Origin of the sequence: Spirosoma oryzicola, from assembly GCF_021233055.1 — a bacterium.
GTDB classification, from domain to species: Bacteria; Bacteroidota; Bacteroidia; order Cytophagales; family Spirosomataceae; genus Spirosoma; species Spirosoma oryzicola.
The window spans coordinates 3,952,010-3,966,975 of the sequence record NZ_CP089538.1 but is presented as its reverse complement, the minus strand read 5'-3'; the positions used below and the strand labels follow the sequence as shown (position 1 = coordinate 3,966,975).

General features: G+C 50.0%; 16 protein-coding genes. 6 read left to right on the top strand and 10 right to left on the bottom strand.

Translation table 11 applies throughout. From position 1 onward, the window contains the following. Positions 1-16: 16 nt before the first annotated feature. From xseB to pheS, 3 genes are all read right to left on the bottom strand, one after another. The gene (xseB, locus tag LQ777_RS16805; protein WP_232559091.1) at positions 17-205 is read right to left on the bottom strand and encodes an exodeoxyribonuclease VII small subunit; all 189 of its coding nucleotides are present in this window, start codon (positions 203-205) and stop codon (positions 17-19) included. 83 nt (positions 206-288) lie between these two features. Then, entirely contained in the window at positions 289-1,485 is a 1,197-nt protein-coding gene (locus LQ777_RS16800; protein ID WP_232559090.1) for an exodeoxyribonuclease VII large subunit, read from the bottom strand. A 95-nt stretch (positions 1,486-1,580) separates the two neighbouring features. Beyond that, entirely contained in the window at positions 1,581-2,618 is a 1,038-nt protein-coding gene (pheS, locus tag LQ777_RS16795) for a phenylalanine--tRNA ligase subunit alpha (RefSeq protein WP_232559089.1), read from the bottom strand. Between the two features lie 370 nt (positions 2,619-2,988). On the opposite strand from pheS, the gene LQ777_RS16790 reads away from it, so the two are divergent. Both LQ777_RS16790 and LQ777_RS16785 read left to right on the top strand, forming a co-directional pair. After that, positions 2,989-3,420, top strand: a complete 432-nt coding sequence (locus LQ777_RS16790; RefSeq protein WP_232559088.1) for a LytR/AlgR family response regulator transcription factor — start codon at positions 2,989-2,991, stop codon at positions 3,418-3,420. Between the two features lie 252 nt (positions 3,421-3,672). Beyond that, positions 3,673-4,092 (top strand): LytR/AlgR family response regulator transcription factor, encoded by a 420-nt coding sequence (locus tag LQ777_RS16785; RefSeq protein WP_232559087.1) that lies wholly within the window; start codon positions 3,673-3,675, stop codon positions 4,090-4,092. Between the two features lie 145 nt (positions 4,093-4,237). Here the strand turns inward: LQ777_RS16785 and LQ777_RS16780 are convergent, their stop codons facing one another. After that, positions 4,238-4,912: a porin family protein gene (locus tag LQ777_RS16780; protein ID WP_232559086.1), complete on the bottom strand. Its 675-nt coding sequence runs from the start codon at positions 4,910-4,912 to the stop codon at positions 4,238-4,240. 226 nt (positions 4,913-5,138) lie between these two features. Here LQ777_RS16780 and radA point away from each other — a divergent pair, with 226 nt between their 5' ends. Next, positions 5,139-6,524 (top strand): DNA repair protein RadA, encoded by a 1,386-nt coding sequence (gene radA, locus LQ777_RS16775; protein WP_232559085.1) that lies wholly within the window; start codon positions 5,139-5,141, stop codon positions 6,522-6,524. A gap of 82 nt (positions 6,525-6,606) precedes the next feature. After that, positions 6,607-7,134 (top strand): GNAT family N-acetyltransferase, encoded by a 528-nt coding sequence (locus LQ777_RS16770; RefSeq protein ID WP_232559084.1) that lies wholly within the window; start codon positions 6,607-6,609, stop codon positions 7,132-7,134. Here the strand turns inward: LQ777_RS16770 and LQ777_RS16765 are convergent. Further along, complete coding sequence (locus LQ777_RS16765; protein WP_232559083.1) at positions 7,128-7,631, bottom strand: DinB family protein; 504 nt, start codon at positions 7,629-7,631, stop codon at positions 7,128-7,130. The two genes, LQ777_RS16770 and LQ777_RS16765, sit on opposite strands and share 7 nt — an antisense overlap. 110 nt (positions 7,632-7,741) lie before the next feature. Between LQ777_RS16765 and LQ777_RS16760 the strand changes: the two genes are divergently transcribed. Next, a complete protein-coding gene (locus LQ777_RS16760; protein WP_232559082.1) occupies positions 7,742-8,620 on the top strand; it encodes an alpha/beta fold hydrolase in 879 nt (292 codons plus the stop codon). 82 nt (positions 8,621-8,702) lie between these two features. Here the strand turns inward: LQ777_RS16760 and LQ777_RS16755 are convergent, their stop codons facing one another. Then, complete coding sequence (locus LQ777_RS16755; protein WP_232559081.1) at positions 8,703-9,674, bottom strand: aldo/keto reductase; 972 nt, start codon at positions 9,672-9,674, stop codon at positions 8,703-8,705. 122 nt (positions 9,675-9,796) lie between these two features. Between LQ777_RS16755 and LQ777_RS16750 the strand changes: the two genes are divergently transcribed. Further along, complete coding sequence (locus LQ777_RS16750) at positions 9,797-10,108, top strand: putative quinol monooxygenase (RefSeq protein ID WP_232559080.1); 312 nt, start codon at positions 9,797-9,799, stop codon at positions 10,106-10,108. A gap of 88 nt (positions 10,109-10,196) precedes the next feature. Here the strand turns inward: LQ777_RS16750 and LQ777_RS16745 are convergent, their stop codons facing one another. The 4 genes from LQ777_RS16745 to LQ777_RS16730 all read right to left on the bottom strand — a co-directional run bounded on the left by LQ777_RS16745 (position 10,197) and on the right by LQ777_RS16730 (position 14,951). After that, positions 10,197-11,438 carry an MFS transporter gene (locus tag LQ777_RS16745; protein ID WP_232559079.1) on the bottom strand — a complete coding sequence of 414 codons (1,242 nt, stop codon included), beginning with the start codon at positions 11,436-11,438 and terminating at the stop codon, positions 10,197-10,199. A gap of 159 nt (positions 11,439-11,597) precedes the next feature. Continuing rightward, positions 11,598-12,107 (bottom strand): GNAT family N-acetyltransferase, encoded by a 510-nt coding sequence (locus tag LQ777_RS16740; RefSeq protein WP_232559078.1) that lies wholly within the window; start codon positions 12,105-12,107, stop codon positions 11,598-11,600. Positions 12,108-12,119: 12 nt separating this feature from the next. Continuing rightward, positions 12,120-13,922, bottom strand: a complete 1,803-nt coding sequence (locus LQ777_RS16735; RefSeq protein ID WP_232559077.1) for a family 43 glycosylhydrolase — start codon at positions 13,920-13,922, stop codon at positions 12,120-12,122. An 87-nt stretch (positions 13,923-14,009) separates the two neighbouring features. Next, on the bottom strand, positions 14,010-14,951 hold the full coding sequence (locus tag LQ777_RS16730) for an NAD(P)/FAD-dependent oxidoreductase (protein ID WP_232559076.1): 942 nt from the start codon (positions 14,949-14,951) through the stop codon (positions 14,010-14,012). Between the last annotated feature and the right edge of the window lie 15 nt (positions 14,952-14,966).

Below are 14,966 nucleotides of genomic sequence, written 5' to 3'. Positions count from 1 at the left end.
GATAAAATTCCTATTTCTACCGCTTTGGTAAGCGTTCAATCACATCCTGGTACTCGGTTTCAACATCGCGAAGCCGATTTTGGCAGAATGTTATTAACTCCGTTGCTGACCGGATTTTTGCGGGCAGCTCGTCGAGTGGAACTTGGTCATTCTCAATAGCATCGACCAGCGTAACAAGCTGATCGTAAGCCTCCTGATAAGTCATAGGTTTGTTAAAAATAATTTACTTCTGTTGTCAGGTGGCGGTTTGAACGAGTAATATACTGATCAGCAACTGCCTATCAAAGATTACGCGCTGATTACTGTAACAGTACCGTCTTTCAACTGGATATCAAGCGTTTCGCCGGATTTGATGTCGTCGCTTTGCGTTAAAATACAACCGTTTCGCAGAACAAGGGCATACCCGCGCCGGAGTACGTTCGCCGGATCGAGATGCCGAATGGTCACCGCTTTCTCGGTCAGGTCGGTATGCCGGTCACGGAAATAGTTGTGCATGACAAACCGAAGCCGTTCGGTTTCGGCATCCAGTTGCTCGCGCGTCGTTTGCAGCGTTTCGCGGGCTACTACGCTCAGCCGGTCACGCAGCAGCAGGCAACTTTCTTCGAATTGACGGTTGTGTTCTACCAAAAAGGCAGCCGCTTTCGTCGGGGTTTTTACGCTTTCGTGGCAGAGTAGATCCGTGATGCTGACATTCCGTTCGTGGCCAATACCGGCTAGTATGGGAATGTCGAATCCGGCAACGGCCTGCCCCAGCACGTAGGTATCGAACGAGCCAAAATCCAGTTGAGAACCGCCACCGCGTACGATGACAACCGAGTCGTAAGCTACGTTGCTGGCCTGAATCCGTTCGAGTTGGGCACAGATCGCTTTTTCAGCGCCTTTTCCCTGAACCTGACACAGGTACTCATCGACCACAAAGTCATAGCCAAACGGATTCTGTGTTAGCTCATGCCGGAAGTCACGCCAACCATCGGAGCCAGGAGCTGAAATCAGGGCCAATCGTTGCATAACCGCCGGTCGGGGAAGTAATTGATTGGCCGTAATGTACTGACCCGCTTCGAGCCACACCAAATCGGGATGGTCCAGAACCAGTGCATCCAAAACGGCCTGACGTTCGCGTTCCAGATTACCGAGCGTGTAGGAGGGATCGATTTTAAGGATCTCAAGCCGTAAGCCGTAAACCGGGCTGAAGCTTACCGAAACAAGCATCAACAACTGAATATTCCGGGCGAAAGCTACCCCTGTAGCCTGCTCAAAATCTTTGATTGTGTGATAATTGCGTCGCCAGATGCAGGCATCGAGCTTAGCCAGCGTTTCACGCCCTGCCGATTCCCGTTCGACCAGTGTTAGGAAGCAGTATCCCCGGTCTGGGTAATTTTTTATGTCGCTCGTTTCCGCAATGACCCACACCGCTTTTTGACCGAAGGCTTCATCGAGGACAGCTTCAAGGGTGAACGCTAAGTCGGAAAGGCGAATAGGAGACATAACTGATCGGTGAAAGTGGAAACGAGGGCCTGGCTGAACGAATGAACCATTGATGGGTTGGGTTTACTCGTTCGACCAGGCATTCGTTCGCTACATTAAAGTCCTTCAAACTGACGCAGGAAACGAACGTCATTTTCGGTATACAGACGTAAGTCGTTGACAACGTATTTCAACTGAGTAATGCGCTCGATGCCCATACCGAAGGCAAAACCGGTGTATTCTTCAGGATCAATCCCGCAATTGGCAATTACCTGCGGATCGACCATGCCCGAGCCTGCGATCTCAACCCAACCGGAGTGTTTGCAGATGTTACACCCTTTACCACCGCAAATCTGACACGAAATGTCGATCTCGGCGCTGGGTTCTGTAAACGGGAAGTAGGAGGGGCGGAACCGGATTTGCGTACCCGGCTCAAACATCTCTTTAACGAAATGATACAGCGTGTCCTTTAGGTCTTTGAATCCAACGTTACGGTCAATGTAAATGCCTTCGACCTGATGGAACATGCAGTGTGCCCGTGCCGATATGGTTTCGTTGCGGTACACACGACCGGGCATAATCGAGCGTATAGGCGGTTTTTGCCGCTCCATCAACCGAATTTGTACGTTCGATGTATGGGTTCGTAACAGCATATCGCCTGCTGAATCGCTTTTCTTTTCAACAAAGAACGTATCCTGCATGTCGCGCGCAGGGTGGTTGTCGGGGAAGTTCAGCGCCCCGAAATTATACCAGTCAGACTCGATCTCGGGACCGTCGGTGACGTTGAAACCAATGCGTTCAAAAATCTGAATAATGCGTTGTCGGACCAACGTCAGGGGGTGTTGAGTCCCCGTCAAATTCGGAATTGTTGGCAACGTCAAATCAACGGGAGGAGCACTGTTGGCAGCTGTCTGTTGATCATCTACTAGTTGCGTAAACGCGTCAAATCGCTCCTGGGCAAAGTTTTTCAGACCGTTGAGTTCCTGACCAACAGCACGTCGGTCGGCTGCTGGAATTGTCTTCAACCCTTCAAACAACTCCGTTATAACACCTTTTCGACTGATGAACCGCATTCGAAATTGCTCAAGTTGCTCTTTCGATGCGACGTTGTATTGATTTATTTCTTCGTATATGGCCTTAACGTTCTCCAGCATAAGCTACAGGTTGATCAGTCTTTCTTTATGGCTGCAAAGGTACGTAAATCCTGACAGCGCGTCCAATGTAGTTCGTTTCACAGCCGGATGACTGTGGCTTTTATTACCCAATACTACTAAATTCAGTTAAAATGATTGCAAAAAGTTGACTTTAAAATTTGTTGAGTAAGCGGCAAAAGTGGTCTGAAAAATAAGGGTTTATAAAATAACATGAAGAAAACGGGGGCTACTGAGAGAAGTAGGTCTGATTGTTGCGCTTATAACCCTAAGAATATACGTTGAGATTAAAGCTTTAAGCAGCGTATCGGCGTACTAACTCATTGAATCTCAATCCCAATACAATCATTATCAAACCTCACTTATAGCGGCTATGAAAACATTTGCCAATGACTCAATTTTTGACCCTATGTCTATGCCGTTCCACAAAAGTGTGGAAAAAATTGCCGATTCCTCTTGTTTACAAAAACTTCTGATCCCATTCTACGACCGTAAACGCACGGTTTCTGTCGACGAAATTGTACGTCTTGAAGGCTGCGGAAACTACACAAATTTCTTCCTGAAAGATGGTACTAAAATGCTTGTGTCGCGTACATTAAAAGAATACGAAACGCTGCTTGATGGACAGGCGTTCGTTCGGGTTCATAAATCGTGCATTGTCAATCTGGGTTTTGTGCGGAAGTTTTTCGTAAAAAAAGAAGGTGAATTGGAGTTGACGGATGGTCAGCAGGTAAAAATCTCACGTCGTCGGGCTCAAATGTTCATGGATCGCATTCGTGATTTCCAACCAGTAGCGTTAAATTAATCACTTGACGTGGTTATTTCCCCGGAAATAGCCCGTAGGCTTCCCACTGGCTCAACCACGTAGTTTTACGTATTGAGTTGGGTACATTCACTTGAAGATTTTAAAGGAAAATCATTGAATGGCTTGATTACTAAATAGTTAGCTCTAATTGAGTTGCTCAGGTAGTCAAGCCATTTGTTTTGAGACCCGCTGGAGGACGGTAGTTTTGTTTCATCAATCAAGAACAAATACACGAACCAAAAACGTCTCGATATGGAAGCCACTGTTTTCTCATCTGTCCCGCCAACGGCTGTAGTTCCTCAATTTCCAGCCTCTTACCAGCGCGGTTCGCAGCGTATTACGCTGCCTTACCTGAACCGAACCATTTTTATCGCCGTCGATGATGTGTTGTGCCTACAAGGTGAAGGGAACTATACCTTTCTGTTTACGCGGGACCGTAAAAAATACTTAGTATCTAAAACGCTGAAGGAGTTTGAAAAAACGCTGGATGGTTCGATCTTTCTTCGTATCCACAAGTCCTACATTGTGAATCTGGCTTATGTGCAGCGTAGCGTTTTTAACAAGGAGCGCCATGTACAACTGGCAGATGGTCGTGAGGTGGCTATCTCACGTCGGCGGATGAAAGACATTTCGCAGCAGTTGACCCAATTCTGGCAAAAACTGCTTAATTAGAAACTATAAACCGCCGGTTGAGGAAAAACTCAATCGGCGGTACTGAATATCAATTTAGTGGGTTATTTGAAAGAACAACCGTTGCTGCGGACTCCTGGAGTAGACAGCAACGGTTTTGTTTTTTGTGGCAATGGGCAGCTATCGCCTAGAATAACCGGTAAGCTAACGTGATCTGCCACGACTTCAGGCGCTGACTGAATTTGCCAGCGCTATTCTCAATCTGGGCGATGTCGGTAAGGTTGCCTTCGTAACGCACATCCAGGCCAAACGACCCAAGATCCAGACCGCCACCCACTTGGTAACCATAATAAGCCTGGGACCAGGCATCATTCAGACTTCCGTTCGTGTACTGACGGATCGCTTCTCCCAGTCGCTGGTTGTCGTCAATACGGAACGAAATAATCGGTCCGGCCATTACCCGAATTGGCCCGCCTTTGATACCCAGTAGAATCGGTACGTCAAAACTGGTTGTTTTAACCGTTACGGTTTCCGTAGCACCATTACGCACGACATCAAACGAGCCAGCCTTGGTTGAATACATCAATTCGGGCTGAAGAAATAAATTTTTACCAAAACGGGTATAAATACCGAAAGACGTACCCGTTCGCGTATCAAGACTAGCGCTTAAATTATCCCGAAAGGTTTGACCGTCAACACCAACGGTTGGTTGTCCAGTGCCGGTTGTGCCGGTTCTAACGAAATTGCCAAAACTGAGCTTTGATAGATTAACTCCTCCTTTGATTCCAATCTGGAAGCCGCCCTGAGCAAATGTCAAAGCTGGCAGCAACATAAATGCCGCAAAAAGCAGGTTCTTTTTCATAAGTGATCGTAAAATAGATGAACCATTGGGTTTAACGTGAATTGTGCCTGAACGGTATGAAAGGCCAACTTATTTCGAGCAAACGGCGTTACATAGATGAGTAGTTTTCCGTCAATAAGCGACCCGTTTACAGGCATTTGTCCTTGGATATAGTGTCCGTGACAACGTTTAATGGACGGGCGTTTTTTTGTCGATAATTTATCGCTGCTCCCTGTTAACCGAGAAGATGGCCAAAATAAAAACCACCTATTTCTGTCAGAGTTGCGGCCACCAGTCGGCTAAATGGCTGGGTCGTTGTCCGTCCTGTGGCGAGTGGAACACGTTCGTTGAAGAACTCGTCCAGAAGGACGAACCCGAGAAAGGAAGCTGGCGCAGTCCATCGTCTGGACCGGGTGGTATAAAGACTACGCCTAAACCCAAGGCGCTCCACGCCATCAATTACGAAGAGCAACCCCGGATCGCAACGATTGATGGCGAACTAAACCGAGTACTGGGCGGTGGGATTGTCCCCGGCTCGCTTGTGCTTATCGGTGGTGAACCGGGAATTGGCAAATCGACGCTGCTGCTGCAAATTGCCCTTAGCCTGGCTGGACTACGCGTGTTATACGTGTCGGGTGAAGAAAGTGAGCAACAGATCAAGATGCGAGCCGAGCGGTTGGACGCGCCCGTGAGCGATTGCCACGTGATGACCGAAACTTCGACGCAGAACATCTTTCGCGTTGCTGAACACTTTGAACCGGAAATTCTGATCATCGACTCCATCCAGACAATGCAGTCATCGCTGGTCGAATCGGGGGCAGGAAGCGTCTCGCAGGTGCGCGAATGCACGGCTGAGTTCATGAAATACGCCAAAGAAAGCGGAGTGCCTGTGTTTATGATCGGTCATATTACCAAAGAAGGGACGCTGGCTGGTCCTAAAGTGTTAGAACACATGGTCGATACGGTCCTGACCTTCGAAGGGGACCGGCACACGACGTATCGAATCCTGCGTACGACAAAAAACCGCTTTGGCAGTACCGACGAACTGGGAATTTATGAAATGCTTGGCTCCGGACTTCGGCAGGTGACCAACCCGTCCGAAATCCTGATTTCGCAGCGCGACGAAGCGTTGAGTGGCGTTACCATCGGGTCGATGCTGGAAGGGAATCGGCCCTTGATGATCGAAACGCAGGCATTGGTTAGCGTGGCTACGTACGGAACTCCGCAACGAAGTAGCACGGGTTTCGACGCGAAGCGATTGAATATGCTGCTGGCTGTTCTGGAAAAGCGGGGTGGGTTCCGATTAGGCCAGCAGGACGTGTTTCTTAACATTGCCGGTGGACTACGCGTAGAAGATCCGGCCATCGACCTGGCGGTATGCGCGGCTGTGGTGTCCAGCTACGAGGATACGGCTATTCTGCCGTCGGTGGCTTTTGCTGCCGAAGTAGGGCTTGGGGGCGAAGTACGGGCCGTCAGTCGGATCGAATCGCGGATTGCCGAAGCGGAGAAGTTAGGCTTTAAGAAAATCTTTATTTCTAAATACAACCTGAAAGGCTTGGACGCCAAAGACTATAAGATCAGCATCAAGCCCGTGTCTCGACTGGATGAGGTATTTCAGGGAGTGTTGTTGTAGTCGCAGTTTGTCGCCGGTCAGTGAAGCTATTCCTTGATCGGCGACAAGCTGTTATTTTCGGGCGCAATGTTGTTTGCAGACGATGCAGTTTCTACGAATTACGGGTCCACATCCGTACCTGGCTACCATTCAGGTGTGGTACGAGCAAGCTTTTCCAATGGAAGAAAGGCGCGATTTTACGCAGCTTCTCCAAATGCTGGATAGTCCAGATATGCATATATGTGCGCTGGTAGAACAGGAAAAACCCATTGGTTTTATCATCTACTGGCAATGGGACAACCTGATTTATGTTGAACATTTTGCCGTTGACCCTGAACAGCGTGGCCGACAACTCGGCCAGAAAGCTTTACAATCACTACTGACGCTGGAAAAAGCTACCTATGTTCTCGAAGTAGAACTGCCTACCGATGACATGAGCCAGCGAAGAGTTCGATTCTACGAACGTCAGGGGTTTTTCCTGAATCCGTTCGCATACAAACAACCCCCTTACCGGGCGAACGGCACGGCTATTCCCATGAAATTGATGTCTATCCCTGCCATTGAGGATTGGAACGCGTTTCAGCAAGTAAGCCAACAGATTGATGAAAAGGTTTATCGACGCTTTTACTGAGCAGGCAGCGGGTACAGGCCCATTGGCTGATCGGCGGTCCGTAGGGCACCGCCCAGTTGCAGAACGGTGAAGAAGTGATGGGCTTCGTGAAGCAGAAAAAGCTCGGTCCATCCTTCGACCGTCATCATACCGGAAGCCGGATGCTGCCCCACGCGGAGAAGCTGTTCTTCGGGAAGGATACTCAGAAATGCATTCAACGTGGCCCGCTCTCCCCGCAGCCGTTCCAGGAGTTCATCAACCGAAAGCTGCGTCCAGCCCGAAAAGCCGGGATCTTCGTCGGCTACGTAGCGATTAAATAAGGGTGCCTCTTCGGAATTGATGCGATGGAGTCTGTCCACAAAAATTTCCTGATAGCGGCCTAAATGCGCTATGTTTTCGAAAATAGACCATTTGCCGGATGGTGGCCGCTGCCGGATTTGTTGTTCAGTTAAGCCAAATAGCAAATGATTCAGGGCATCGGGTTGGCTGGCAAGTCGATGGAGAAGCGATTGTTTCATGCTTCAATGATAGATCAATCTCGAAAAACTACCAAATGACAATGAACGTCAAACTATTTGTGACAGTCCTGGTTGAATAGATGATTTATTCAACAATTCACCTTAAGGACATGAGTTACATCAAAGTAGATACTGACGCGTCGGGTAATGACGTAAAACTTTTCTATCAGGATTTAGGTACCGGCAACCCAGTTGTATTGATTCACGGCTGGCCGCTGAGCCACTCTATGTGGGATTATCAATTAGCTGAGTTACCAGCCCACGGTATGCGGGTGATCGCATATGACCGTCGTGGCTTCGGCAAATCGACGCAAACCTGGGATGGTTATGATTATGACACACTAGCCGCCGATCTTAAAGCTGTGCTGGACACGCTTGATCTGCAAAACGTTACGCTGGTAGGATTTTCGATGGGTGGTGGCGAAGTAGCCCGTTACATGAGCCGTTACGGTGGAGCGCGGGTATCGAAGGTCGCTTTTGTTAGCGCCGTTACACCTTACCTGCTGAAAACCGAAGACAACCCGGATGGCGTTGACCAGAGCGTTTTCGATGAAATCACGGAAAATCTTCAAAAGGACCGTGCTGACTTTCTGCAAACTTTTGGCAAGCAGTTTTACGGCGTAGGCTTGCTGAGCAAGCCCGTTAGCCAGGCGCATCTGGATGGCGATTTCTACCGGGCTTACGAAGCCTCTTACCGGGCTACGCTTGATTGCGCGAATGCGTTTGCGACTACGGACTTCCGCGACGATTTAACTCAGATACATGTGCCAACGCTGGTAATTCACGGGGACGATGACAAGACCGTACCCATCGAAGCATCGGGCGAACGGACCGCTAATGCGATACCATCAGCGCAATACATCGTTTACGACGGTGCTCCCCACGGTTTGTATGTGACCGAAAAAGACCGTCTTAACCAAGATCTGATTGCTTTTATTCAGGAAGGCGTAACCGTACGTGAGCCAGTCGGCGTAACAACACTGTACTAAGTTAGCCCCGTTTTTTGTAATGAATCGAGCCCGCATAATCCTGCGGGCTCGATTCGTTTTTGGTCGATACCTACCCCCTGGGCTATTGGCTCCACTCGGTTGGCGTACGGTCCCAGCGGTGCCCTTTCAGTTCGTGCAGCAATTCTGGTAACAGACCGCGTCCATCGCTAACCGCCGTATTCGCTTCTACGTTTCGTAGTTGGCGCATTCCCGGAATCGTAGTGTGAACGTCAGGATTGCTTAAGATGAATCGCAGTGCCATTTCGGGCATCGTCATGCCTTCGGGAATCAGCGGCTTCAACGCGTCGGCATGGTCAACGCTGCTGTTCAGGTTCTCGGGAACAAAGTAGGTGGAACGCCAGTCGTTGGCCGGGAATGTCGTTTCTTTCGTAAACGTACCCGTCAATGTACCTTCATCGAAAGGAACGCGGGCGATCACGCCAAGATTGAGTTCACGACACAGCGGAAACAGATTGTCTTCGGGATTCTGGTCGAAAATGTTGTAGATTACCTGCACCGCGTCGATCAGTCCCGTTTGAAGCGTCTTCAGGCTGTTGTCCGGTTCCCAGCGATTAATCGAAATCCCCCAGGCGCGTACCTTACCCTGCTGCGTTAGTTTCGTGATAGTGTCCTGCCATTCTTCGCGCTCGGCCCAGGCGTCTTCCCAGACGTGAAACTGAAGCAGATCAATCGTTTCAACACCCAGATTCTGCAAGCTTTTTTCAGTGTATTCAACAATGTAATCGGATGGGAAAACGTCGTCCAGTTGAAAGTCCGGCTTGGAAGGCCATTTGCGATTTTTGGGTGGAATTTTTGTGGCAGAATAAAGCGTTTTTTCCGGATGACGTTTTAGGAGTTCGCCGAGAATTTGTTCGCTCAAGCCAGAGCCATACCCCCAGGCGGTATCGAAAAAGTTGCAGCCGCGTTCGACGGCAAGGTCAAGCGCTTTCTCGATCTGTGAACGTTCGGAGCCGGTCCAATCGGCGAGGCCCCACATGCCATAGCCGATCTCGGAAACTTCCCAGCCGGTGCGGCCAAATGTACGGTAATTCATAAATTAGGGTTTGTAGTTTTTGTCAGGCTGTCAACACAGCGCGATACCTGTCTGTAAGCCGTAGAAACGGTTCTGCAAACATTAAACAAGGAACGATAAACCACAAGCTTAGTTTAACAAAAATGCTCGTCCGTATTGTCCGTATGACCTTTCAGGAAGACAAACTTTCCGACTTCCACACTATTTTCGACGACTCAAAGCATCAGATTCGGGCATTCCCCGGCAATCGCTTTCTTCAACTGCTAAGCGATCCGGACCATCCTAACGTTCGGATGACGTATAGCCTTTGGGATTCTGCCGAAGAGCTGGACGCTTACCGCAAAAGTGAATTGTTTCGCACGACATGGGCCGCAATTAAAGTGTTATTCGCCGAACGAGCCATTGCTTTTTCGGGAGAAAACCTGGAAACGATACCGCTTCTTGACGAAGCCTGATTGATCGTAATACAAGAAGCTCTGGCCGAGATAGGCCAGCTCCCGACATAACGTTTGGGGCAACGCTGAAAATGAGCCAAAGGCCGCGCTAGATTGCTTTATGGGTTCCTACACGTCGGCTGGCTAGCCAGGCTACTGCGGCCAGACAAACGGCAAACCAGGCAAACGGTAACCGTAGGTCAACCAGGGACAAGATGCCGAGCACAATGGTGGTGACGAAGCTGGCCAAGCCCTGCAACGCCTGGTTGATTCCGAATATTTCGCCACGGTCTTCGTCGGTGGTCAGTCGAGCCATCAGCCCTTCGATCAAACCCTGGATCAGCGAAAACGTGAGGCAGTCAAACGTAACCAGAACGTACAGCGAAAAGACAGACGTACCGATGAGTCCATAACCACCAAGTATAGGCGTACCCAGCAGAGCCAGCCAGAAAATTGCTTTCTGCTGGTTGATACGGTCGGCGATGTACGCGTAAAAAACATAGCTGATCACAACGCTCAATCCGCCGAAGTACATGAAAAAATAAGAAATTGCTTTCGCGTCCATGTGTAGTTCGCCAAAGCTGGCAAACGTAACGAAGTAAAAGTAGTAACCGACGGCCAGAGTCAGCGCCAACTGCATCAGTACAAGCTGTTTCAAGCCACGGTGCTGCTTCTCTTTGTCCATCAGGCGACGCCAGAGCGTATGAACGCTGAGCGATTGAACAAGTTCGCTTTTAAGTGCCGAAACGTCTACACCAGGTGGGTTCGGGTGCGTTTCCCGAAGCGTCCAGCTCAAGATCATGTTCACGCTCGACAACACCACCGCCATGATGGCGACTACCTTGGCCTGGTGTCCTTCAACGATATCGAAGGTGGTCAGCAATAGGCCCGACGCAGCCGGACCAATCACAAAGCCCAGCGAAATAATTGCGCCTTCGATGCCCAGGTTTTTAAACAGTTGATCTTTCGGCGAAATATCGGTGATCGATGATCGTACGGTGGCATACATGCCATTGGTAACGCCATCGCTGATCCGATTGGCAAAGTAAAAACCGACGCGTACGGGCAAAAGCAGACAGTCGGCCAGAAATGTACCGATGGATGAGATAATAAAAATGGGCCGGCGACCGTACCCGTCAGAAAGTTTGCCCAAGAGCGGAGCCGAAAACAACTGTACACCCAGGAAAAGTGCTGTACCAACCGCTAGCCAGAGCTGAGGCTTCTGTAACCCCCGGACGAACTCCGGCAAAATAGGACCGACCGCCGAACCGACAATGACGTCAATCAGGATGATTGCATAAATGTGATACAGACGAAAATCGCGGCTTGTTCGCTGATTCGGTTCGGGCATGAATAAAGAAATTGATAAAACAGAATGGAAACCGGCAGGATCTCAGACTAACCCGATGTCCCCAGCTAATGAACCAGCCGTTCGCTTGTCGGTTCAAAAGATTTTTGATTGCCCGTCTTTATCAATCCCAATCAGCCGTTTTTCGGAGGGGTTGTCCGGTCAGAAATTCAGTATATAAAACTGGCACGTAAACGATACATCAAACTCCTGCACGTCACGTTGGTAGGTGGGCTGAAAACCGTGGCGTTCGTAAAATTGCATGAGTTTTGGCCGCCCGGCGTCGGTTTCGAGCTGGATGGAGTGAATGCCCTGTTTCCGACATTCGTTCTGACAAAATTCGATTATCGACGCAAACAGGTTTTGTCCGTTGAAAGGGCGTCGGATCGCTAATTTGTGGATAAATCCCGACGTATGAGCTGGAATATCAGGCCAGTAGAGCGGATCTTCCCATTGAAGCACAAAGGTTGCTGCCGGTTCGGGTTCGCTTCCGTCATCCCGATTGGCGTACATCACGTAAAGCTTATCCCGCGTAAAATTGTCGATAAGGTTTTCCAGCGTGAGCGCATCAACGTTCCAGAGTTGACGGTCGTTGTCAACAAGCCATTGGCCTACCTCGCGAAGAATAGCAACGGCTACGTCGGGCTGGTCGTTTCGAAAAGAGAATTGCATGACAGAAAGCTATTACTTTTTCCCCAATCCAGAACCATCGTCAATGGCTTTGCTTAACACGGATACCCCATTCTCATCGAACGCTTCGATGGCGAAATAATAGGGGACACCAACGTTCAGCGCCCGCAATTCGAAGGTGTTGGGTTGATCGTTCCAGAACTGATAAGTCTGGTATAGCTTGTCGGGAGCAATACCCCAGCGGATATTGTAGCCCACGGCCCCCGGTACTTTGCTCCACGACAGGTCTGCATTCCGCTGGTCTTTCTGACGCTTAGCGGTTAGGACAGGCGTTGCCGGAGCTTTACCGAATCCGTTGCCAAATAGGCGAAATGCGTTGATTGCCAGATGGGAACCAGCTACGTATAGGTGTTCGTAGCGTACATACCGCGCCCGGACGGGCTTGGCTAGTTCTACGTAGGCACAGGCCCGGTCGCGCTTAGGCTCCTTGCTGAGATCAGCCACAACATCCCATTTTTTGTTGTCGATCGACGTCAGGATTTTAAACTGCGTGTATACCGTGGAGTCGGACTCGTACAGGGTTTGTTTGTAATCGATGTAATCGACCTGGACCGCCCGGATTTCCCGTTCGGTACCTAAGTCGGTGGTTAAGGTTTCGCCCGGTCTATTCTGAGCCGCTACCCAGAACGTACGCGGATTTTCGTCGGCTACGTTAGCGGCCACTCGTACGGAATCGGTTGGAATGGATAGCGTTGAGGAGGCCACGACCGGTTTTTTGTAGTTGAGAAGCATCCAGCCCGTAAATAGCGCATCGCTGTCGGTACCATTCCCGCTCGGTATTTTTTTGGTAGCCAAATAATGGGGAAAGTCGCCGAACCGGGTATTGGCAAATAACTGATCGTCTTTGTCGAAGCCCGCCGGATTCATAGCGATTCGTCGTTCCATGCCCCAGTTGTAGCCAATCCAGGTGGTACCCGTATTCCAGTAGTTGCCGAAATTATCCTGAAACGTGTTGCCGTGACCACACCCCGTGGCAAAGCCGCCCGGTTTGTAGGCTACCGGATTGTAAGGCGCATACTCAAACGGGCCAAGCGGCTCTTTCCCAACGTAAGTACCGTTGCCGTAAACGTTGTACTCGGTACCGGGCGCACCGTATTGCAAGTAATATTTTCCGTTGTATTTCGTCATCCAGGCTCCTTCGGTAAACGGTTTGAATGGGTCCGAATGGTTTGGTCCGAACCGTTCCCAACCGTGCTGGTAGGGGTCGAGCCAGAGCATTGCCTTATAAGCCTCCGCCGGATTATTGCCCGCGTAGGTCAGCTTACGATTCTTGTCGAGTTCGGCGCCGAAAATCGGGTAAACGTTGGAAGAACCCCAGTACATGTACCACCTGTCGGTGTCGTCATCGTGAAAAAGGGCCGGGTCCCAGGGACCAATGTCTTTGGGCAGGCGGGGAAGCCAGCGGTTATAAAAGAGCAGCTTTCCTTTTTCGGGTTCCGTCGAAATAAAAATAGGACGTTGCTCGAACGTAGATTGAAACAAGTACAAGGTGTCGCGCACCGACAGGGCCGCCGGAGCACACATGTCCTCCATGGGCCATTTGTCGGGAACGACGTATTTCCAGTTGACTAAGTCTTTCGAGTGCCACCAGCCGCCCTGAATGGTGACGAACAGGTAATACTCGTTTTTGTGGTTAATGATGACCGGATCGGCTCCTGAGCGGTACGAAATCTTCTCGTTCAGTTGCTCAAAGTTGTACCGGTAGCTGATGTCCATTGGATTGCAGTACGTTCGCTGTTGAGCAACGACCCGGCAGAAGCAGGATAAAACCAGAAGTAAACAGGCTAGGAACCGCATACCCTTATCGTGATTGATTCACCGATAAAGATAGTTTATTGGCGACAAACTAGGTCCGTTACCCGTCATGAACCGCTTCCGTAAAAGCTACTGGACAGCATCTGCTTTAACAAGTCGGGCGCTTAATTCTTCGGCAATCAACTGACGATTCAGCATAGCGGCTGCTTTACTACCACTCGCAATGGCAGCGGCAACCTGTCGCATGGGCGAACTGTTGTCGCCCGCCACGTACACACCAGGAATGTTTGTTTCACCAAATTCGTCCGCTTTGATCAGACCTGATTCCGCAGCGAGACAGCCTAGTTGCTGAGCAAGCGTAGTATGCTGGCGAAACGGAACCCGGCTGAAAATAGCGTCCAGTTCGTGGGTGGAGCCATCTGTAAAACGTAGTCTTTCCAACTGACCAGACTGGTGCTCAATCTCCGCGATTTCAGCCGTAACGACGGGTATGCCCAACTGACTAATCACCTCCGACTGATCGTTTGTCAGCGTTGCTGGACCGTTGGTAAATACGGTCAAATCAGGACTCCAATGCTGAATCAGTCGGGCCAGTTCGTAAGCCGTCTCGCCATTGGCCAGAATGCCCAGTCGCTGGCCGTGTACTTCGTAGCCGTGGCAATACGGGCAGTGCAGCACAGAGCGTCCCCAGCATTCCGCAAAACCGTTGATAGAAGGCATGATATCCTCAATACCCGTCGCTAATAGTACTTTGCGTGAACGAAACGAATGACCATTGGCCGTTTCAACGATGAAGCCATCCGATTCCTGACGCGCTTCGGTGGCGAGGTCAGTCAGGAAAGTAACAGACGGATAGCGAAGGATCTGTTCTTTGGCGATGGTGGCTATGTGAGCGGGTGTTTCGCCGTCCTGGGTCAAGAAATTATGGGAGTGGGGCGTCTGTCGGTTGCAAGGCTTGCCACCGTCAATGACAAGCACGTTTCGTAACGAGCGCCCCAATGTCAGTGCAGCACTCAGACCCGCGTTGCTTCCTCCTATAATAATGACATCTAATTGATCACTGGTATCCATAAGCATACATCGTTT